This window comes from Streptococcus sp. CF10-1 (assembly GCF_024295825.1).
Classification (GTDB): Bacteria; Bacillota; Bacilli; order Lactobacillales; family Streptococcaceae; genus Streptococcus.
In genome coordinates, this window is the sequence record NZ_JANCPQ010000002.1 from 118,063 (window position 1) to 137,601 (window position 19,539).

Annotated in this window: 19 protein-coding genes; 15 read left to right on the forward strand and 4 right to left on the reverse strand. The window is 40.8% G+C overall.

Going from position 1 to position 19,539, the window contains the following annotated elements:
- Positions 1-4 precede the first annotated feature (4 nt).
- The 7 genes from ftsE to metK all read left to right on the forward strand — a co-directional run bounded on the left by ftsE (position 5) and on the right by metK (position 9,473).
- Positions 5-697 carry a cell division ATP-binding protein FtsE gene (gene ftsE / locus NMM25_RS02970; protein ID WP_000022272.1) on the forward strand — a complete coding sequence of 231 codons (693 nt, stop codon included), beginning with the start codon at positions 5-7 and terminating at the stop codon, positions 695-697.
- Positions 690-1,607 (forward strand): permease-like cell division protein FtsX, encoded by a 918-nt coding sequence (gene ftsX / locus NMM25_RS02975; protein WP_254735914.1) that lies wholly within the window; start codon positions 690-692, stop codon positions 1,605-1,607. The genes ftsE and ftsX overlap by 8 nt, the downstream gene beginning before the upstream one ends.
- Before the next feature lie 219 nt (positions 1,608-1,826).
- Positions 1,827-4,013, forward strand: a complete 2,187-nt coding sequence (locus NMM25_RS02980) for a PTS transporter subunit IIBC (protein ID WP_254725146.1) — start codon at positions 1,827-1,829, stop codon at positions 4,011-4,013.
- A gap of 51 nt (positions 4,014-4,064) precedes the next feature.
- Entirely contained in the window at positions 4,065-4,880 is an 816-nt protein-coding gene (locus NMM25_RS02985; RefSeq protein WP_254735915.1) for an endonuclease/exonuclease/phosphatase family protein, read from the forward strand.
- A 131-nt stretch (positions 4,881-5,011) separates the two neighbouring features.
- Positions 5,012-6,355: a DEAD/DEAH box helicase gene (locus tag NMM25_RS02990; protein ID WP_254735916.1), complete on the forward strand. Its 1,344-nt coding sequence runs from the start codon at positions 5,012-5,014 to the stop codon at positions 6,353-6,355.
- A 246-nt stretch (positions 6,356-6,601) separates the two neighbouring features.
- Positions 6,602-7,981, forward strand: coding sequence for a VWA domain-containing protein (locus tag NMM25_RS02995; protein WP_254735917.1), 1,380 nt, complete (start codon positions 6,602-6,604; stop codon positions 7,979-7,981).
- 301 nt (positions 7,982-8,282) lie between these two features.
- Positions 8,283-9,473: a methionine adenosyltransferase gene (gene metK, locus NMM25_RS03000; RefSeq protein ID WP_254735918.1), complete on the forward strand. Its 1,191-nt coding sequence runs from the start codon at positions 8,283-8,285 to the stop codon at positions 9,471-9,473.
- 70 nt (positions 9,474-9,543) lie between these two features.
- Here metK and NMM25_RS03005 read toward each other — a convergent pair whose 3' ends face one another.
- The gene (locus NMM25_RS03005; RefSeq protein WP_254735919.1) at positions 9,544-9,843 is read right to left on the reverse strand and encodes a DUF1827 family protein; all 300 of its coding nucleotides are present in this window, start codon (positions 9,841-9,843) and stop codon (positions 9,544-9,546) included.
- Between the two features lie 58 nt (positions 9,844-9,901).
- Positions 9,902-10,354, reverse strand: a complete 453-nt coding sequence (locus tag NMM25_RS03010; RefSeq protein WP_215804497.1) for an NUDIX hydrolase — start codon at positions 10,352-10,354, stop codon at positions 9,902-9,904.
- 176 nt (positions 10,355-10,530) lie between these two features.
- Here NMM25_RS03010 and NMM25_RS03015 point away from each other — a divergent pair, with 176 nt between their 5' ends.
- Positions 10,531-11,433 carry a YafY family protein gene (locus NMM25_RS03015; protein WP_254735920.1) on the forward strand — a complete coding sequence of 301 codons (903 nt, stop codon included), beginning with the start codon at positions 10,531-10,533 and terminating at the stop codon, positions 11,431-11,433.
- Positions 11,434-11,487: 54 nt separating this feature from the next.
- Positions 11,488-12,102 (forward strand): GyrI-like domain-containing protein, encoded by a 615-nt coding sequence (locus NMM25_RS03020; RefSeq protein WP_254735921.1) that lies wholly within the window; start codon positions 11,488-11,490, stop codon positions 12,100-12,102.
- Between the two features lie 42 nt (positions 12,103-12,144).
- Here NMM25_RS03020 and NMM25_RS03025 read toward each other — a convergent pair whose 3' ends face one another.
- On the reverse strand, positions 12,145-14,403 hold the full coding sequence (locus NMM25_RS03025) for an ATP-dependent Clp protease ATP-binding subunit (RefSeq protein WP_254735922.1): 2,259 nt from the start codon (positions 14,401-14,403) through the stop codon (positions 12,145-12,147).
- A gap of 237 nt (positions 14,404-14,640) precedes the next feature.
- The gene (locus NMM25_RS03030; RefSeq protein WP_000443577.1) at positions 14,641-14,871 is read right to left on the reverse strand and encodes a DUF1797 family protein; all 231 of its coding nucleotides are present in this window, start codon (positions 14,869-14,871) and stop codon (positions 14,641-14,643) included.
- A gap of 191 nt (positions 14,872-15,062) precedes the next feature.
- On the opposite strand from NMM25_RS03030, the gene NMM25_RS03035 reads away from it, so the two are divergent.
- The 6 genes from NMM25_RS03035 (at position 15,063) to NMM25_RS03060 (ending at position 19,514) form a co-directional block, all read left to right on the forward strand.
- Positions 15,063-15,746, forward strand: a complete 684-nt coding sequence (locus tag NMM25_RS03035) for an amino acid ABC transporter permease (RefSeq protein WP_001011622.1) — start codon at positions 15,063-15,065, stop codon at positions 15,744-15,746.
- Positions 15,746-16,480: an amino acid ABC transporter ATP-binding protein gene (locus NMM25_RS03040; RefSeq protein WP_000140925.1), complete on the forward strand. Its 735-nt coding sequence runs from the start codon at positions 15,746-15,748 to the stop codon at positions 16,478-16,480. The genes NMM25_RS03035 and NMM25_RS03040 overlap by 1 nt, the downstream gene beginning before the upstream one ends.
- 33 nt (positions 16,481-16,513) lie before the next feature.
- Positions 16,514-16,834, forward strand: a complete 321-nt coding sequence (locus tag NMM25_RS03045) for a TfoX/Sxy family protein (protein ID WP_254735923.1) — start codon at positions 16,514-16,516, stop codon at positions 16,832-16,834.
- A gap of 148 nt (positions 16,835-16,982) precedes the next feature.
- The gene (locus tag NMM25_RS03050) at positions 16,983-17,840 is read left to right on the forward strand and encodes a bifunctional methylenetetrahydrofolate dehydrogenase/methenyltetrahydrofolate cyclohydrolase (protein WP_254735924.1); all 858 of its coding nucleotides are present in this window, start codon (positions 16,983-16,985) and stop codon (positions 17,838-17,840) included.
- Positions 17,841-17,844: 4 nt separating this feature from the next.
- Positions 17,845-18,618 carry an HAD hydrolase family protein gene (locus NMM25_RS03055; protein WP_254735925.1) on the forward strand — a complete coding sequence of 258 codons (774 nt, stop codon included), beginning with the start codon at positions 17,845-17,847 and terminating at the stop codon, positions 18,616-18,618.
- Between the two features lie 56 nt (positions 18,619-18,674).
- Positions 18,675-19,514 carry an NAD(P)H-hydrate dehydratase gene (locus tag NMM25_RS03060; RefSeq protein ID WP_254735926.1) on the forward strand — a complete coding sequence of 280 codons (840 nt, stop codon included), beginning with the start codon at positions 18,675-18,677 and terminating at the stop codon, positions 19,512-19,514.
- The last annotated feature ends 25 nt before the right edge of the window (positions 19,515-19,539 follow it).

The following is a 19,539-nucleotide window of genomic DNA, read 5'->3' on the forward strand; positions in this document are numbered from 1 at the left end:
TCATATGTCAATCATTGAAATGAGAGATGTTGTCAAAAAGTATGACAATGGAACGACTGCCCTGCGTGGTGTATCTGTTACCATTGAACCAGGAGAATTTGCCTATATCGTAGGACCTTCTGGGGCAGGTAAGTCAACCTTTATTCGAGCTTTATATCGAGAAGTAAAGATCGAAAAAGGAAGCCTATCAGTTGCAGGCTTTAATTTAGTTAAAATTAAGAAGAAAGATGTCCCGCTTTTACGTCGTAGTGTCGGGGTAGTCTTTCAGGATTACAAACTTTTGCCTAAGAAGACCGTTTATGAGAATATTGCCTACGCAATGGAAGTAATCGGTGAGAGCCGTCGCAACATCAAAAAACGTGTTATGGAAGTATTGGACCTGGTTGGTTTGAAACATAAGGTTCGCTCTTTCCCTAATGAACTCTCAGGTGGAGAGCAGCAACGGATTGCGATTGCTCGTGCGATTGTCAACAATCCTAAAGTATTGATTGCCGATGAGCCAACAGGAAACTTGGACCCAGATAATTCATGGGAAATTATGAATCTGTTGGAACGCATCAATCTCCAAGGTACTACAGTATTGATGGCTACCCATAATAGCCAGATTGTAAATACCTTGCGCCACCGTGTCATTGCCATTGAAAATGGCCGTGTCGTTCGTGACGAAGCTAAAGGAGAATATGGATACGATGATTAGTAGATTTTTTCGCGAATCATTAAAAAGTTTAAAACGAAATGGCTGGATGACAGTAGCAGCAGTAAGTTCGGTTATGATTACCTTAACACTCGTTGCCCTGTTTGCATCTGTAATTTTTAATACAGCAAAACTGGCTACCGATATTGAAAACAACGTTCGGGTCATGGTATACATTCGTAAGGATGTAGCTGATAACAGTGAAACGATTGAAAAAGAAGGTCAGACAGTTACCAATAATGACTACCACAAGGTTTATGATGCTTTGAAAGCTATACCTGCTGTTAAGAGTGTTACCTTCTCAAGTAAAGAAGAACAGTATGAAAAACTGACGGAAACAATGGGTGACGATTGGAAGGTCTTTGAAGGGGATGCAAACCCTCTCTATGATGCTTATATCGTTGATACAAATTCTCCGAGTGATGTTAAAACGGTAGCTGAGGAAGCTAAGAAAATTGAGGGAGTATCAGAGGTTCAAGATGGTGGAGCTAACACTCAACGACTTTTTGAACTAGCTTCCTTTATCCGTGTTTGGGGATTGGTTATTGCAGGGCTCTTGATTTTTATCGCAGTCTTCCTCATTTCCAATACCATTCGTATCACTATTATTTCACGTAGTCGTGAGATTCAGATTATGCGTCTGGTAGGAGCGAGAAATGGCTACATCCGTGGTCCATTCTTGCTAGAAGGTGCTTTTATTGGCTTGCTTGGTGCAGCGATTCCTTCTGTCCTTGTTTTCTTTGTTTACAATATGGTTTATCAATCGGTCAATAAATCCTTGGTAGGTCAAAACTTGTCAATGATTACACCAGATGTGTTTATTCCTCTGATGACAGTCCTATTATTTATAATTGGAATTTTCATTGGTTCAATTGGTTCAGGGATTTCGATGCGTCGATTCTTGAAGATCTAGTTGGATTTAAATGCAAATTTCAGAACAAATCAGAAAAATAATACATTTTTAAAAGAGAAGTTTTCGTAAACTTCTCTTTTTCCTTTTTAAAAATTAAAAAAAATAGACAATTTTTTTATAAAAGCCTTTACAAAAAAAATAAAAGTGGTATAATTAATACATAATCAAATGCAAACGTTTTCGTAAAACGTTTGCCTAAATAAAATAAAGGAGATTTGAATGATGAAAGCTACATTCAAAAATGTCTTGTCTTTCGAATTTTGGCAAAAATTCGGTAAGGCTTTAATGGTGGTTATCGCCGTTATGCCAGCGGCGGGATTGATGATCTCAATCGGTAAATCAATCGTGATGATCGACCCAAACCTTGCTCCTCTAGTGATTACAGGTGGAATCCTTGAGCAAATTGGTTGGGGGGTTATCGGTAACCTTCATATCTTGTTTGCCCTTGCTATTGGGGGAAGCTGGGCAAAAGAACGTGCAGGTGGTGCATTTGCAGCCGGACTTGCCTTTATCTTGATTAACCGTATTACAGGTACTATCTTCGGTGTTACAGGTGATATGTTGAAAAACCCTGAAGCAATGGTTACTACCTTCTTTGGTGGTTCAATCAAGGTTGCTGACTACTTTATCAGTGTTCTTGAGGCACCAGCGCTTAACATGGGGGTTTTCGTAGGGATTATCTCAGGTTTTGTAGGGGCAACTGCCTATAACAAATACTACAACTACCGTAAACTTCCTGATGCCCTTTCATTCTTCAACGGGAAACGTTTTGTACCATTCGTCGTTATTCTTCGTTCAACTATTGCTGCAATTTTACTTGCTGCCTTTTGGCCAGTAGTTCAAACAGGTATCAACAACTTCGGTATTTGGATTGCCAACTCACAAGAAACTGCTCCAGTTCTTGCACCATTCTTGTATGGTACTTTGGAACGTTTGCTTTTGCCATTCGGTCTTCACCACATGTTGACAATCCCAATGAACTACACAGCTCTTGGTGGAACATACGAAGTGTTAACTGGTGCAGCAAAAGGAACACAAGTATTTGGTCAAGATCCACTTTGGCTTGCATGGGTAACTGACCTTGTTAACCTTAAGGGTTCAAATGCTGACCAATACCAACACCTTCTTACAACAGTCACTCCAGCTCGTTTCAAAGTTGGACAAATGATTGGTTCATTTGGTATCTTGATGGGTATCATCGTTGCTATCTACCGCAATGTTGATGCTGACAAGAAACACCAATACAAGGGTATGATGATTGCGACAGCTCTTGCAACATTCTTGACAGGGGTTACTGAACCTATCGAGTATATGTTCATGTTCATCGCAACGCCTCTTTACCTTGTTTATGCAGTAGTTCAAGGTGCTGCCTTTGCTATGGCAGATATTGTTCACCTTCGTGTCCACTCATTCGGTTCAATTGAATTCTTGACTCGTACACCATTGGCAATTAATGCTGGTATTGGTATGGATATCGTTAACTTTATCTGGGTAACTGTTCTCTTTGCGGTTATCATGTACTTCATTGCTAACTTCATGATTAAGAAATTTAACTACGCAACTCCAGGACGTAACGGAAACTACGAAACTGCTGAAGGAGCATCAGAAGAAGCAGCTCCTGGAACTCCAAAAGTTGCAGCAGCTTCTCAAGCCGTAAATATCATTAACCTTCTTGGTGGCCGTGCAAATATCGTAGATGTGGATGCGTGTATGACTCGTCTTCGTGTAACTGTTAAAGACGCAGATCGCGTTGGTACTGAGGAACAATGGAAAGCAGAAGGAGCTATGGGTCTTGTCATGAAAGGACAAGGAGTCCAAGCTATCTACGGACCAAAAGCTGACGTATTGAAATCTGATATCCAAGATATCCTTGACTCAGGTGAAGTAATTCCTGAAACTCTTCCAAGTCAAATGACAGAAACTCAACAAAATACTGTCCATTTCAAAGGTGTAACTGAGGAAGTTTACTCAGTAGCTGACGGTCAAGTTATTGCCTTGGAACAAGTGGAAGATCCAGTTTTTGCTCAAAAAATGATGGGTGATGGATTTGCAGTAGAGCCAGCAAATGGTAACATTGTATCTCCAGTTACTGGTACTGTATCAAGTATCTTCCCAACAAAACACGCTCTTGGTCTTGTCACTGACTCAGGTCTTGAAGTGCTTGTTCATATTGGTTTGGATACAGTAAGTCTTGAAGGAAAACCATTTACTGTTCATGTTTCTGAAGGACAAAAAGTGGCCGCTGGTGACCTTCTTGTCACAGCTGACTTGGATGCTATTCGAGAAGCAGGACGCAAAACATCAACAGTGGTTGTCTTCACAAATGGTGATGTCCTCAAATCAGTTAAATTAGAACAAACAGGTTCTCTTGCAGCTAAAACAGCAGTTGCTAAAGTAGAATTGTAATATACTTGGGGTTGGAAGCTGTTTTCCAACCTCTTGTTTTAGGAGAAAAGCATGAAATTTCTAACACTCAATACCCACAGTTGGATGGAGAAGGAAGCAGAGGAAAAATTCCAAATCTTACTCCAAGACATTCTTGATAAGGATTATGATTTGATTTGTTTCCAAGAAATCAATCAAGAAATGACTTCGCCTGAGGTAGAGGTTAACAATCACTATCAAGCTTTACCATCAGCAGAACCCATTCATCAGGATCACTATGTCCGACTTCTGGTTGAAAAATTGGCTGAGAAAGGGAAAAACTACTACTGGACTTGGGCTTACAATCATATTGGATATGACCGCTACCATGAAGGCGTAGCAATCTTATCCAAAACACCTATTAAGGCGCATGAGATTTTAGTATCAGATGTAGATGATCCAACGGACTACCATACTCGCCGTGTTGCCTTGGCTGAGACAGAGGTTGAAGGCAAGGAACTTGCTCTTGCAAGCATTCATCTCTCTTGGTGGGATAAAGGTTTCCAAGAAGAATGGGCACGATTTGAGGTTGTACTAAAAGAGTTGAACAAACCTCTGATTTTAGCAGGTGATTTTAATAATCCAGCTGGTCGGGAAGGCTATCAAGCGATTTTAGCTAGCCCATTAGGATTACAAGACGCGTTCGAAGTTGCGAAAGAAAGAAGTGGTAGCTATACCGTTCCACCAGAAATTGATGGTTGGAAAGGCAATACCGAGCCACTACGAATTGACTACGTCTTTACGACCAAAGAGTTAGAAGTAGAGAGTTTACAAGTAGTTTTTGATGGTCAAAATAGTCCACAAGTCAGTGATCACTATGGTTTGAATGCTGTATTGACCTGGAAATAATGAAAAAGGTTGGAATCAGAGGTTCCAACCTTTTAAGCTAGTTGCATCTTTACTACAGGGCTGAGATTCAAAAGGGACTACTGCAATAGGACAAAATATGGTATAATTGAAAGGATAGAATCGAGGATAGTATGTCATTTAAGAAATTTCAATTTAAAAATTATATAGCAGAAGCCTTGGAGGAGTTGAAATTTACAACTCCTACAGAGGTACAAGAAAAATTAATCCCTATTGTACTGGCAGGTCGTGACTTGGTTGGCGAGTCAAAAACAGGTTCAGGAAAGACCCATACTTTCCTATTACCTATTTTCCAACAATTAGATGAAGCTAGCGATAGTGTGCAAGCAGTCATTACTGCACCAAGTCGTGAGTTGGCTACTCAAATCTACCAAGCAGCTCGTCAGATTTCAGCTCACTCAGATGTCGAAGTTCGTGTGGTTAATTATGTAGGTGGTACGGATAAGGCGCGTCAGATTGAAAAACTTGCCAGCAACCAACCACATATCGTGATCGGAACACCAGGTCGTATCTATGACTTGGTCAAATCTGGGGATTTGGCTATTCACAAGGCCAAGACCTTTGTAGTTGATGAAGCCGATATGACCCTGGATATGGGATTCTTGGAAACCGTTGATAAGATTGCAGGGAGCCTTCCAAAAGACTTACAGTTCATGGTCTTTTCAGCGACTATTCCACAAAAATTGCAACCGTTCTTGAAAAAATACTTGTCAAATCCTGTTATGGAGAAAATCAAGACTAAAACAGTCATTTCTGATACCATTGATAACTGGTTGATTTCGACCAAGGGCCGCGATAAGAATGCTCAGATTTATGAATTGACCCAGTTGATGCAGCCTTATTTGGCAATGATTTTTGTTAACACAAAAACGCGTGCTGATGAGTTACATGCCTACTTGACTGCTCAAGGATTGAAGGTAGCAAAGATTCATGGAGATATTGCTCCTCGTGAACGCAAGCGGATTATGAATCAGGTGAAAAATCTTGATTTTGAGTACATTGTCGCAACGGACTTGGCAGCGCGTGGAATTGACATTGAAGGTGTCAGTCATGTTATCAATGATGCCATTCCACAAGACTTGTCCTTCTTTGTTCATCGTGTTGGACGAACTGGACGCAATGGTCTACCTGGTACAGCGATTACCCTTTATCAGCCAAGCGATGACTCGGATATCCGTGAGTTGGAGAAATTAGGAATTAAGTTTTCTCCGAAAATGGTTAAAGATGGAGAGTTTCAAGATACCTATGACCGTGATCGTCGTGCTAATCGTGAAAAGAAGCAGGATAAGCTTGATATTGAAATGATTGGCTTGGTTAAAAAGAAAAAGAAAAAAGTCAAACCAGGCTATAAGAAGAAGATTCAATGGGCAGTGGATGAAAAACGTCGCAAAACCAAGCGTGCTGAAAATCGCGCACGTGGCCGTGCAGAGCGAAAAGCCAAACGCCAAACATTTTAAAAACTCAGTAGAATCACCTGATTCTACTGAGTTTTTATTTTATTTCTCGAAGTATTCAATAAAATTAATAATTATATAATAAAAATAATTTGATTAATAAAATAGCAACAGCTTTAAAACTTGTTTTTAGGCCGATATTTTATTGAAATCGTAAGGAAAAAATTGAAAACTATACAAATTTGTGTTATCATACTATAAAACAATCGGATTATATAATTTGAACCGTGAAAAGAAAAGGGGACTTTTATGGATAAATCATTTATGAAACAACAACGTTTTTCATTCCGTAAAATGAAAGTTGGGTTGGCTTCTGTAGCAATTTTGTTTGCTTTTGCTCAGGTCGGACAAGTGTCTGCAGATGAAACAACAAAACCGGCATCTACTTCAACTGAAACAGTAAAGAAAACCGAAGCAAGTAAATCGGCAGTCGAAGCTGCTGTAGCAGAAATTAAAGCTGATGAGGCGAAACCAGTCGTTAACCAATCAGACGCAAAACCTGGAGAGCTTGTTGGTGTTTCTAAGAAAGTTTCACCAATTGACGTGAAAGAACGCCAAGAAGGTGATCAAAAGATTCATGAAGAAACTGCAACAGTCGAAGTCACAAAGACAGAAGTGGCACCTGTAAAAAGTGAAGAACTTCCTGCTCCAAAGACTGAAAAAACTGAGAGTACAATGAGTGGGAAAGATGAAGATGGAAATTCTTATACCCAATATGAACGTGTTGATAAAACAACTACAGTCGAAATCAAGAAAGCGACAAGAACGATTTCAAAATCTAACTCTGCCGATATCGTTTTTGTTGTTGACCGTTCAGCATCTATGTCTCGAACTATTGACACTGTCCGTAACAATATCAATGAGTTTGCAAGAAATCTTGCTAAAGATGGAGTAGCAGCACGTTTTGGATTAGCTACCTTTAGTGATGAAGTATATGGACGTATAGGTGGATTAGCAGATGAGGGTACAATTTTAACAAAATTTAATGAATCTTATTTTACCTCTGACCCAGCTGAGCTTGAAAAAGCCTTAGCAGGCATTAAGATTGCACATGGTGGAGACTTCCCTGAAACATCTACACCTGCTCTTACACAAATTGTTTCAACCTACGACTGGTCTAAGTCACCTAAAAATAAAAAGTTTGTCGTATTGTTGACAGATGCTCCAATGAAGGAGGATCCTTCAATTCCAACGATGGCGAATACTCTTGCGTCTTTGAAAGCTGCAAAGATCGAAAGAATTGTTGCAACTTCGACAGGGACCGATATTAGCTATAAAGATTTTGTATCTGAAGGTCGATTAATGATTATTGATCGTAACTTGGCTGATTCTTTAACTAAGGATGCAACTACATGGATTGTTGAAACTGTGACTGAAGGACACAATTACAAGGTAACGAAAGATAATTATCAATTCTATCTAGAACGTCGTACAACACTACCTGTTGCTCAGACAGGAAGTGCGACTCCAACTACCACAGTTCCAGTAGCTACAGCTTATAAAAAAGAAGTGGCGAAACTCCCTGATACAGGAAGTAATGATACAGCGAACTATGGTATTGTAGGACTTGGCCTCCTAATGGCTGGACTTGGCTTAACTGTAAGCAATAGAAAGTCTAAGGAACAGTAAGCCTAACTGGAAGATTGTTTGTAAGAACATTGTGATAAAAAATAGGTAGTTTGTAAACGAAGTATGCAGATAAGCATAGGTATGACCTTCTGTATTATGGAGTACAAACCGAATTTTTATGACGAGAAAAGAGCCGTAAGGTTCTTTTTTTGTTTTAGAGAAAATACTGCAAAAAAAAGTAAAAAGTGGTATAATGATAAGGTTATATAGTCCCGATAAGGTGGTAGGTATTCATTACTAGTAGTTTTCCTATCAGTACTTTGTAACTCTATAACAATATTTTTTAAGGGGGGACATTTTTATGTCAGAACGTAAATTATTCACGTCTGAATCTGTATCTGAGGGGCATCCGGATAAGATTGCAGACCAAATTTCAGATGCGATTTTGGATGCTATTTTAGCTAAAGATCCAGATGCGCACGTTGCTGCCGAGACAGCTGTATACACAGGTTCCGTCCATGTTTTTGGTGAAATTTCTACAAATGCTTATGTGGATATCAACCGTGTGGTTCGTGATACCATTGCAGAGATTGGTTATACCAATACAGAGTATGGTTTTTCTGCAGAGACGGTGGGAGTTCATCCGTCACTTGTTGAGCAGTCACCAGATATCGCCCAAGGTGTTAACGAAGCCTTGGAGGTTCGTGGGAATGCAGATCAAGATCCACTGGACTTGATTGGTGCTGGAGACCAAGGTCTTATGTTTGGGTTTGCAGTGGATGAGACAGAAGAACTCATGCCATTGCCAATTTCACTCAGCCACAAGTTGGTTCGTCGTTTGGCAGAACTCCGTAAGTCTGGTGAAATCAGCTATCTTCGCCCAGATGCTAAATCACAAGTTACGGTTGAGTATGATGAAAATGACCGTCCAGTACGTGTGGATACAGTCGTTATTTCAACTCAGCACGACCCAGAAGTTAGCAATGAACAAATTCACAATGATGTGATTAACAAGGTTATCAAAGAGGTTATTCCGTCTTCTTACTTGGATGAGCAGACAAAATTCTTCATCAATCCAACTGGTCGCTTTGTAATCGGTGGACCTCAAGGAGACTCAGGCTTGACTGGCCGTAAGATTATCGTGGATACCTATGGTGGCTACTCTCGTCATGGTGGCGGTGCCTTCTCTGGTAAGGATGCGACGAAGGTGGACCGTTCAGCCTCTTATGCGGCTCGCTACATTGCCAAGAATATCGTTGCAGCAGGTTTGGCTAAGAAGGCAGAAGTGCAATTGGCCTACGCTATTGGGGTGGCACAGCCTGTTTCTGTTCGTATCGATACTTTTGGTACAGGAACAGTAGCTGAAAGCAAGCTTGAAAAAGCAGCGCGTCAAATCTTTGACCTTCGTCCTGCAGGAATTATCCAAATGCTAGACCTTAAACGTCCAATTTACCGTCAAACAGCGGCTTATGGACACATGGGACATACAGATATTGACCTTCCATGGGAACGATTAGACAAGGTAGATGCTTTAAAAGAAGCTGTGAAATAAAATAAAAAGATTGGTAGCTGTGCACTACCAGTCTTTTTTGCAAAAGAAAACCAGCTTTTGACTGGTCTTCTTATTTTAAAGGGATTGAAATCTCAATCAATTTATCTGAATAAAGCGTCTTGATATTAGCTTCATCAATGCTTCCTTTATCGATTTTACGTTTCAAGAAGAAGTCTTGGATAGTTTCGATTTCAGGTTCACGAATAGCACGGTGTTTGTTGGAAATGAGGATTTCATAGTGAAGCGGGGCTTGCGTGAAAACTACATCTGTGTTTCCAGCAGAATAGACCTCGACAAGAGTTGCGTCTGTGCTTTCTAATTGGCTTTTAACAAGTTGCGAGTGTGAATTAGTCGTGTTGATAAGCTTCATAACAGTTCCTCCGTTTTTCTAACTCTATTATAGCACTTTTTGGATAAAATCGTGTATTTTAGCCAATTCCATGCTGGATTTTCCAAGCTTCAATTCCCCATTTATGGCTACCACGTTTGAGTTTTTCAATTGCTTCATCAATAGGAAACCAAGCAATATGATTAAAATCTTCCAATGGTTTTTGTACTTCTTGGAAAGAAATAGCTTCATAGAGATACGCTGGATTGTAGTAGTAGGTATCACGGTGGCGAGAGTAGAAATACTCATCAGCTTGCCCATAATAGGTTCCAATCTCAGCTGTAAAGCCAAGTTCTTCGATTAGTTCTCTCTTCAGTGCTTCTTGATGATCTTCGCCTGCTTCAATCTCTCCGCCTGGCAAGAACCAAGCACCATTGGGAGCTTGAACTAGGACAATTTGTTTTTTCTCCGCATCCGGAATAACTGCGTACACACCATAGCGGGACTGGTAGGTCACATTCTCTTTTTTATCACCATAAGTTGGGTTTGCCATTGCTTTTTCCTCATTCTCTAGTGTCTTTATTATTATCATAATGGACGAGGGGCAAGCTGTCAAGAATAAACCAACGAACTTGTGCAGAAAAAGCTACTTTGTCTTGGTCAATCCTTGTCTCGTTAAACTTTCCAAACCTAGCACTATAACTGGTATAATAAAAGAGAGGTGATTTTATGGCAGAATCAAGACTATTTCGTATCCTATATCTACTTTTAGAAAAAGGCAGTACAACGGCTCCTGAATTAGCCCGATTATTTGAAGTATCTGTACGAACGATTTATCGCGATATTGAACGATTGAGTATGGCAGGGATTCCCCTTTATTCAGTTCCTGGGAAGGCGGGCGGAATCTTTTTAATGAAGAACTTTGTTCTGGATCGTACTCTTGTATCGGAGGATGAAAAATTAGAACTTCTATCAGCTTTGCAAGGGATTCGAGCTCTGACAAATGACAGGCAAGATCTGTTACTTGAAAAGTTGGAATCTATTTTTCAAGTTTCTCCCAGCCCTTGGATAGAAGTAGACTTGACTGACTGGAGGAAGCGAGAAGGTCAAAAAGAATTATTTGATAACATCAAACATGCTATTCTAGAGAAAAGGCAACTGGTGATTACTTATCTAGGTGGGTGTGGTCAGAAAACGATTCGTACAGTCGAGCCCTTTAGACTCGTATTTAAAAAGAGAGATTGGTACCTTCATGCCTACTGTTGTTTGAAGGAAGAGTGGCGTTTTTTCAAATTGTCTAGAATTAGGAATTATCACCTAACAACTGAAACTGTGAAGCAGAAAAATGTGGGGGATTGGGTTGATGGTTCAAATCAAGTGGCACATCAAATCGAAGTTTCCTTGAAGTTTAGTCCCAAGCTTGCTTTCCGGGTTTATGAAGATTTTTCAGAAGATGAGATTAGCTTGGGGAAAGATGGATGTTATTATGTCAAGACAGTCCTACCAGAGCATGAAAGTCTGTATACTTACCTCCTGTCTTATCTAGATGGGGTGGAAATACTCGCTCCCAATCATCTGAAGAAGGAACTGCTTTCTAGAGTAGAAAAAATCCAAAAACTTTACAAACCTTGACAAAAGATGTCAGGGTTTTAATGCTATACTAGAGACAGAAAGGAGAAGAACCAAATGAAATACGAATGGAGAAAAGAAGCAAAAGCTCTTTATCAAGTGAAGGCTAGGCCCAGCATTTTGCGGGTGCCAGGTCAAACCTATATCATGATTGATGGTAAAGGTGATCCAAATCAAGAAGATTTTTCAGAACGAGTAGGGGCCTTATATGCCTTAGCCTATGCGATAAAGATGAAGTATAAAAAAGCTCCTCTGGATGAGGTTTACACTGATTTTACTGTCTTTCCTTTAGAAGGTGTATGGAAAAAGGAGAAGGAGGGAGAACTGGTAAAAAGTGAGCTTTCTTATAGCATTATGATTGGGCAACCCGATTTTATTACGAGAGAACTATTTGAAAAAGCTTTGGAAGAGGTCATAATCAAGAAGCCAAATATTCTCTATGAGGCTATTCGTTTTGAAATGATAGAAGAGGGCCAAAGTCTTGCTATGCTTCATGTAGGACCTTTTGATACTGAAAATGAGACTTTTGCAGAGATGGAGCATTTTTGTCAACTTCATAAACTCAAAAGAACTTCGGAAGTCCACCGAGAAATTTATCTCAATAACCTTCATCGAACGGAGCCAAGCAAATTGAAAACAATTCTTCGCTATCAAGTTCAAGAAGAGAATTAAAAAAAGAACAGGAAATCTTGTTTCCTGTTCTTTTTATGAGATTTATTCTTCTATTTCAGAAGCAATCTCTTCTGTTTTCTCAGTTTTTTTGGCAGATTTGATTTGAATATTGCCATTGCTTGTCATAACTGCCTTGAGGTCTTTTTCGCTTGGATTTTCAAGGTAGAAGTCAGTGATGGCATCCTCGATATGGTCTTGAATGGTACGGCGGAGTGGGCGTGCCCCCATTTTTGGATCATAACCTAAGTCAACCAACTTTTCCTTGACCTTGTCCGTCACATCGAGGTGGATATTGTTGCTAGAGAGGCGTTTGTTGACATCCGCTAGCATGAGTTCGACGATTTGGAGAAGGTTGTCCTTGCTGAGAGGTTTAAATTCGATGATGCCGTCAAAACGGTTCATAAACTCTGGACTAAAGAAGTTACCGAGTTCACCGAGAACAGAGTTGGTACGTCCTTCACGAGCAGCTCCAAAACCAACACTGGCTTCGGCCTTACCCGTACCTGCATTTGAGGTCATGATAATGATGGCATCCTTAAAGCTAACTGTGCGTCCTTGCCCATCAGTCAAACGACCATCGTCCAAGACTTGAAGGAACATGTGCATCACATCTGGGTGTGCTTTTTCAACTTCATCGAGAAGGATGAGTGAGTAAGGATTGCGACGAACTTTTTCCGTTAACTGACCAGCTTCATCATAGCCAACATAACCTGGAGGGGCTCCGACTAATTTAGCCACACTGTGTTTTTCCATGTATTCACTCATATCAAAGCGAATCATGCTGTCAGCAGAACCAAAGAGCTCAATGGCTAGTTGTTTGGAAAGTTCTGTTTTACCGACACCAGTTGGTCCGACAAAGAGGAAGCTTCCGATTGGCCGGTTAGGAGTTCCAAGTCCAACACGATTACGACGGATGGCTTTAGCAATCTTATCGACAGCTTCATCTTGACCTATAACATGGGCCTTGAGGTCGTCTGCTAGATGGATAAGCTGAGACTGTTCTTTTTCTTTGAGTTCTCCAACAGGGATATTGGTTTTCTGCTCAATGATATGTTCAATGGTTTTCTCACTGATGATAGGAGTATCCTGATCGGTCACCTTGTTCTTTTGCATTTCTTTGTACTTGGCAATCTGATCGCGGAAATAAGCAGCCTTTTCGAAATCTTCCTCTCGAGTAGCCTGAGCCTTGAGATTCTCGGCTTCAATTAAACGCTGATCAATCACTTTAGGATCAACAAAGTTCAGTGTTAGATTCATCTTTGAACCAGCTTCGTCCAACAGGTCAATAGCCTTGTCTGGCAAGAAGCGGTCTTGGATGTAGCGGTTGGAAAGATTTGCAGCAGCTTCGATAGCAGCATCAGTATACTTGACGTGATGGTAGTCTTCGTATTTCTTTTGAACTCCTTTAAGGATGATAATGGTTTCTTCGACAGTTGGTTCATCTACCTTGACAGGTTGCATGCGGCGCTCTAGAGCAGCATCTTTTTCAATGATGCGGTATTCATTGAGAGTAGTGGCTCCGACCAGTTGCAATTCACCACGGGCAAGGGCTGGTTTGAGGATATTGCCTGCATCCATATTGCCATCACCTGCTGATCCTGCGCCAACAATTTCATGGATTTCGTCGATAAAGAGGATGATGTCCTCACGTTTGCGGATTTCTTCCATGAGTTTTTGCATACGTTCTTCAAATTGGCCTCGAATCCCTGTTCCTTGTACTAGACTGACCACATCCAGGCGGATGACCTGCTTGCCTTGAAGTTTATGGGGAACATCGCCATCGACAATCTTCTGAGCTAGACCTTCCACAACGGCTGTTTTACCAACACCCGGTTCTCCGATGAGGACAGGATTGTTCTTGGTTCGACGGTTGAGGATTTCGATAACGCGGATAATTTCCTCATCTCGACCGATAACAGGGTCAATATCTCCCCGACGAGCAATCTCAGTAATATTGATACCATATTCCTCAAGGAGTCCTCTTTCTTGGCTAGGTGGTGTTTGAAGCGGACCTCGGTTTTGAGGTCCATAACCACCGTTTCCTCCATATCCCCCACCAGATTGAGTTGGAGGGATGTTATTAGAAGAAGGTTTGAAATTGTTCAAATCATTGAAAAAGTCGCCGAATGGGTCAAAGTCATGATTGTTTAAGTCAGTCATTCCTTTAAAGAGGGTATTATTTGGATCTGTTTTGATAATTTTATAGCAATTTTGACAGAGATCAATTTGCTTTTGCTGTCCATTGATATTGGTATACAGATGAATTGTTGAGTCGTTAATTTTACAGTTTTGACAGAGCATACATCTACCTCATTTCATTCTTATTCTTGTCCTAAGAAAAAAGGTCAAAAATAGTCAAAGTTTTATACTCTCATTATAGCATGATTAAGGTGTAAAGCAAGTAAAAAGATTGGGAAGCGGTCGTTTTTAAAAGAAGGATCTATGGAGAATTAATCGACTTGAAGGTAAGAAAAAATCCCATTTGTGGTGACAAAAAGGATTCTCATTCATCGGGCCTTACTGCCCGCTGTTTTTATATTAGTAAAGGAGTTCGTAGATCTCCATTGCAATCAAATCAATGCTATCAAAGGTATAAGTTTCACGAGCCTCTACATCGCGAAGGGTGAAGAGTGATCCGTTTTCTTCGTCGTGACTGTATGCAACTTCTGCGACAACAACACCTTCACGTTCAAAATTACGTTTTAGATTTCCACCATCTTTTGTCATTGCTTCTAAGCGGTTAATGATTCTAACCAAATGTGATTCCATTTTGATTCTCCTCCATTTCTTATCGTTTCTATTTTACCATAAACAAGAGGTAGTTGACTAGAAAAAAACTGTGATTTCTCTCTATTTCTCCACTCTAACAAGTTAATTGTTAAAATTGGTGAAAAAAGATTGCATTTTAATTCAATTCATGTTATAATCATACAATCTAATACATAGAAAGTTGATTGAATATGAATTTTTCTTTTTTACCAAAGTATTTACCGTATTTTAACTATGGTGCTCTGATTACCGTATTGATTTCCATCCTTGTTGTCTGCTTAGGGACCATTATAGGTGTGTTACTGGCCTTTGCTCAACGTTCACGCTTTAAACCGCTCGTTTGGTTTGCAAATGTATATGTTTGGATTTTCCGTGGGACGCCAATGATGGTTCAGATTATGATTGCCTTTGCCCTCATGCATATCAACGCTCCGACTATTCAAGTGGGAATTTTAGGAGTTGATCTTTCTCGTTTGATTCCTGGTATTCTGATTATTTCTATGAACAGTGGAGCTTATGTTTCAGAAACTGTTCGTGCTGGGATCAATGCGGTTCCTAAAGGGCAGTTAGAGGCTGCTTACTCTCTTGGTATTCGTCCGAAAAATGCCATGCGTTATGTCATTTTGCCACAAGCTATCAAAAATATTCTTCCAGCTCTGGGAAATGAATTTATCACCATTATCAAGGATAGTTCCCTCTTGTCTGCGATTGGGGTGATGGAGTTGTGGAATGGTGCAACGACAGTAGCGACAACAACTTATTTACCGTTGACTCCCCTTTTATTTGCAGCCTTTTACTATTTGATTATGACCTCTGTTTTGACAGTGGCGTTGAAAGCATTTGAAAAACATATTGGACAAGGAGATAAGAAATAATGACAGAAACCTTGATTAAAATTGAAGAACTACATAAGTCTTTTGGGAAAAATGAAGTTTTAAAAGGTATCAACCTTGAGATTAAACGAGGAGAAGTTGTGGTCATTATCGGTCCGTCAGGGAGCGGGAAATCAACTCTCCTTCGTTCGATGAATCTCCTTGAAGAAGCAAGTAAAGGTAAGGTTATCTTTGAAGGAGTTGATATCACTGATAAGAAAAATGACCTTTTTGCCATGCGTGAAAAAATGGGCATGGTATTCCAACAATTCAACCTCTTTCCCAATATGACAGTGATGGAAAATATCACTTTGTCACCAATTAAAACCAAAGGTGAAAGCAAGGAAGTTGCGGAGAAGAGGGCACAGGAACTATTAGAAAAAGTTGGTTTGCCAGATAAGGCAACGGCCTATCCACAGAGTTTGTCAGGTGGTCAGCAACAACGGATTGCCATTGCACGTGGACTTGCTATGGAACCAGATGTTTTGCTCTTTGATGAGCCGACTTCAGCCCTAGATCCTGAGATGGTTGGAGAAGTTCTAGCTGTTATGCAAGACCTTGCCAAGTCAGGGATGACTATGGTGATTGTGACGCATGAAATGGGCTTTGCGCGTGAGGTAGCAGACCGTGTTATCTTTATGGCGGATGGAGTTGTTGTCGAAGATGGAACGCCTGAGGAGATTTTCGATCAAACAAAAGAACAACGGACCAAGGAATTTTTGAGTAAGGTTTTGTAAGACCTCATTTTTAGAAAAAATGGAGTAGGCATCATGGCTTCCAGTAAAGAATATTTAGATTTTATTCTCGAACAGCTATCAGAGCTAGAGGAGATGAGTTATCGTCCTATGATGGGAGAGTATATCCTTTATTATCGTGGGAAGATTATTGGGGGAATATGTGATAATCGTTTGTTACTGAAGCCTGTGAAGGTGGTCATGGGTCAACTGGGACTGACTAGGCTGGAACGACCTTATGAAGGAGCCAAGGAGATGATTTTGCTAGAAGACCTTGAAGATAAGTCATTTCTAGCGAAACTAATCAAGAATATGTATGAAGTCTTACCGACTCCAAAAGTAAAAAAGAAAACATGATAGATTAATCTAATATAATTAGGCCTAAAAGCTCGATAAGGGCTTTTTCTTATAGTTTCAGACTATAAGGTCTATTAGTCAAGAAGTGTTAGAATGACAAGGTATTTTTTGTTATAATAGAGGATATCTGATAGAAAAGAGAAGAGATATGGCTCAGATTATCGATGGGAAGGCTCTTGCAGCTAAGTTACAAGGACAGTTGGCTGAAAAGACTGCCAAACTAAAAAAAGAAACAGGTCTAGTTCCAGGCTTGGTGGTGATTTTGGTTGGAGATAATCCAGCCAGCCAAGTCTACGTTCGCAACAAGGAACGCTCAGCTCTCGCTGCTGGCTTCCGAAGTGAAGTAGTGCGAGTTCTAGAGACCATTACCCAAGCGGAATTGTTAGACTTGATTGCCAAATACAATCAAGATTCAGCTTGGCATGGGATTTTGGTCCAGTTACCTTTGCCAAAACATATCGATGAAGAGGCAGTTTTATTAGCCATTGACCCCGAAAAAGACGTGGATGGTTTCCATCCCCTAAACATGGGGCGTCTCTGGTCTGGTCATCCAGTTATGATTCCTTCGACACCTGCAGGAATTATGGAGATGTTTCATGAATATGGGATTGATCTAGAAGGTAAAAATGCGGTTGTTATCGGTCGCTCCAATATCGTTGGGAAACCAATTGCTCAGCTTCTTTTGGCTAAGAATGCGACTGTGACTTTGACCCACTCACGCACCCATCATCTTGCCAAGGTGGCTGCTAAGGCAGATATTCTTGTCGTTGCAATCGGTCGTGCTAAGTTTGTGACAGCTGACTTTGTCAAACCGGGAGCGGTTGTCATTGACGTTGGGATGAACCGAGATGAAAATGGCAAGCTTTGTGGAGATGTTGATTATGATGCCGTTGCACCACTTGCTAGTCACATCACACCTGTACCTGGTGGAGTTGGACCTATGACGATTACCATGCTAATGGAGCAAACCTATCAGGCAGCGCTTCGTACACTGAACAAGGACTAGGAAGATGAAATTCGTATTTGACCTGGATGGAACGCTATCTTTTGACTACATGACCATTGATGAGGAGATTAAGCAGGTTCTTTTAAAGGCTGAAGATTATGGGCATGAGCTTGTGTTTGCCTCAGCCCGCTCTTATCGGGATTGCTTGGGTTTATTAGGCCCTAAACTCGGTCAGCGCTTGGTCATAGGATTGAATGGTGGCGTAGCCTATCACTTGGGGAAGGCTATCTTCGAAAGAAATCTCGATGCTAGAGTTTATCATGCGCTAGTGGATTATTGCCAGACTTATAATCTCCCTTTCTTTGTAGATGACTGCTTTGACTATAGTGGTCAGATTGTGGAGAAGATTCCATTTATCTCCAGTGTAGATCCCCTAAAGGTAGCTCGTCATCAGAAACTCAAGGACTTGGGTACTCCGATTAAGGTAGTCGTTTATATGGGTGACCATGAGGAGTTGCTTGATGATCTGCTTGGTCAGTTAGAAAGACTGGGGCTAGCTCATCTCTCCTATCATGCGCATGAAAAGTGCCTTTATGTTAATCCCTTGGATACTCATAAGGCGACAACAGTTGAAAAGTTATGCGGGGAGAACTTCATCGCTTTTGGAAATGACCAAAACGATATTGAACTGTTTAAGACGTCGCTCTATTCTGTCCAGATTGGAGATTTTGCTGGTCTTAGTCCATATGCAGATGACACGTTAGAGCTAAAAGGAGCTCCTTCTCCAGCAGTAGCAGCTAAAATCTTACAGACCTTTGCGGAATTTAAGGGAAAATAGTGTAGAAGGAGGTTTGCCCCTCCTTTTGTAGTATAATGGAGTGAGAGGAAAAATCGATGAAAGTGATTGATCAAGCTTTACTAGAAAAAGTCATTATTGAACGGCCTTGTCACAGCCATAAAGGAGATTACGGTCGCCTGCTCTTGCTGGGAGGGACCTATCCCTATGGGGGAGCTATCATCATGTCAGCCATTGCAGCAGTCAAAAGTGGGGCAGGGTTGGTGACTGTTGGCACGGATAAGGAGAATATTCCGGCTCTTCACAGTCATTTACCTGAGGCCATGGCATTTTCTCTTCAAGACCAGCAATTGTTAGAAGAACAGTTGGAAAAGGCAGAAGTTGTCTTGTTAGGTCCGGGTTTGCGAGAGGATGCATTTGGAGAAGAACTCGTAAAACAGGTTTTTGATAGGCTTGGAAGAGACCAGATTTTAATTGCAGATGGCGGTGCTTTGGGCATCTTAGCAAACGGCCAGTTACCATTTCCTTCCAGTCAGCTCATCCTAACTCCCCACCAAAAGGAATGGGAAAGACTGTCTGGTATAGTTCTTGACCATCAAAATACAGAGACGACTGCTAGAGCTCTTTCAGCTTTTCCTCAAGGAACGATTTTAGTTGAGAAAGGTCCAGCAACTCGTATCTGGCAAGCTGGTCAGCCTGAATATTATCAGTTACAGGTTGGAGGTCCCTATCAAGCAACTGGTGGAATGGGAGATACACTGGCTGGTATGATTACAGGTTTTGCAGGTCAGTTTCACCAAGTCAGCCTCTATGAGAGGGTAGTGGTAGCAACTCACCTTCATTCAGCTATCGCGCAAGAACTTGCTCAAGAAAACTACCTTGTCTTGCCAACAGAAATTAGCAAGGCTCTTCCGAAAGCAATGAAAAAAATATCTTAAAAAGGCAGCTAATACCTTGGTTGTC

Excerpts from the sequence above, each read along its gene's own strand:
- metK (WP_254735918.1), top strand. The coding sequence starts at position 8,283 with ATGTCAGAACGTAAATTATTCACGTCTGAATCTGTATCTGAGGGGCAT.
- ftsE (WP_000022272.1), top strand. The coding sequence starts at position 5 with ATGTCAATCATTGAAATGAGAGATGTTGTCAAAAAGTATGACAATGGA.
- NMM25_RS03040 (WP_000140925.1), top strand. The coding sequence starts at position 15,746 with ATGACAGAAACCTTGATTAAAATTGAAGAACTACATAAGTCTTTTGGG.
- NMM25_RS02990 (WP_254735916.1), top strand. The coding sequence starts at position 5,012 with ATGTCATTTAAGAAATTTCAATTTAAAAATTATATAGCAGAAGCCTTG.
- NMM25_RS03025 (WP_254735922.1), bottom strand. The coding sequence starts at position 14,403 with ATGCTCTGTCAAAACTGTAAAATTAACGACTCAACAATTCATCTGTAT.
- NMM25_RS03030 (WP_000443577.1), bottom strand. The coding sequence starts at position 14,871 with ATGGAATCACATTTGGTTAGAATCATTAACCGCTTAGAAGCAATGACA.
- ftsX (WP_254735914.1), top strand. The coding sequence starts at position 690 with ATGATTAGTAGATTTTTTCGCGAATCATTAAAAAGTTTAAAACGAAAT.
- NMM25_RS03050 (WP_254735924.1), top strand. The coding sequence starts at position 16,983 with ATGGCTCAGATTATCGATGGGAAGGCTCTTGCAGCTAAGTTACAAGGA.
- NMM25_RS03035 (WP_001011622.1), top strand. The coding sequence starts at position 15,063 with ATGAATTTTTCTTTTTTACCAAAGTATTTACCGTATTTTAACTATGGT.
- NMM25_RS03055 (WP_254735925.1), top strand. The coding sequence starts at position 17,845 with ATGAAATTCGTATTTGACCTGGATGGAACGCTATCTTTTGACTACATG.
- NMM25_RS03045 (WP_254735923.1), top strand. The coding sequence starts at position 16,514 with ATGGCTTCCAGTAAAGAATATTTAGATTTTATTCTCGAACAGCTATCA.
- NMM25_RS02995 (WP_254735917.1), top strand. The coding sequence starts at position 6,602 with ATGGATAAATCATTTATGAAACAACAACGTTTTTCATTCCGTAAAATG.
- NMM25_RS03010 (WP_215804497.1), bottom strand. The coding sequence starts at position 10,354 with ATGGCAAACCCAACTTATGGTGATAAAAAAGAGAATGTGACCTACCAG.
- NMM25_RS03005 (WP_254735919.1), bottom strand. The coding sequence starts at position 9,843 with ATGAAGCTTATCAACACGACTAATTCACACTCGCAACTTGTTAAAAGC.
- NMM25_RS03060 (WP_254735926.1), top strand. The coding sequence starts at position 18,675 with ATGAAAGTGATTGATCAAGCTTTACTAGAAAAAGTCATTATTGAACGG.
- NMM25_RS02980 (WP_254725146.1), top strand. The coding sequence starts at position 1,827 with ATGATGAAAGCTACATTCAAAAATGTCTTGTCTTTCGAATTTTGGCAA.
- NMM25_RS03020 (WP_254735921.1), top strand. The coding sequence starts at position 11,488 with ATGAAATACGAATGGAGAAAAGAAGCAAAAGCTCTTTATCAAGTGAAG.
- NMM25_RS03015 (WP_254735920.1), top strand. The coding sequence starts at position 10,531 with ATGGCAGAATCAAGACTATTTCGTATCCTATATCTACTTTTAGAAAAA.
- NMM25_RS02985 (WP_254735915.1), top strand. The coding sequence starts at position 4,065 with ATGAAATTTCTAACACTCAATACCCACAGTTGGATGGAGAAGGAAGCA.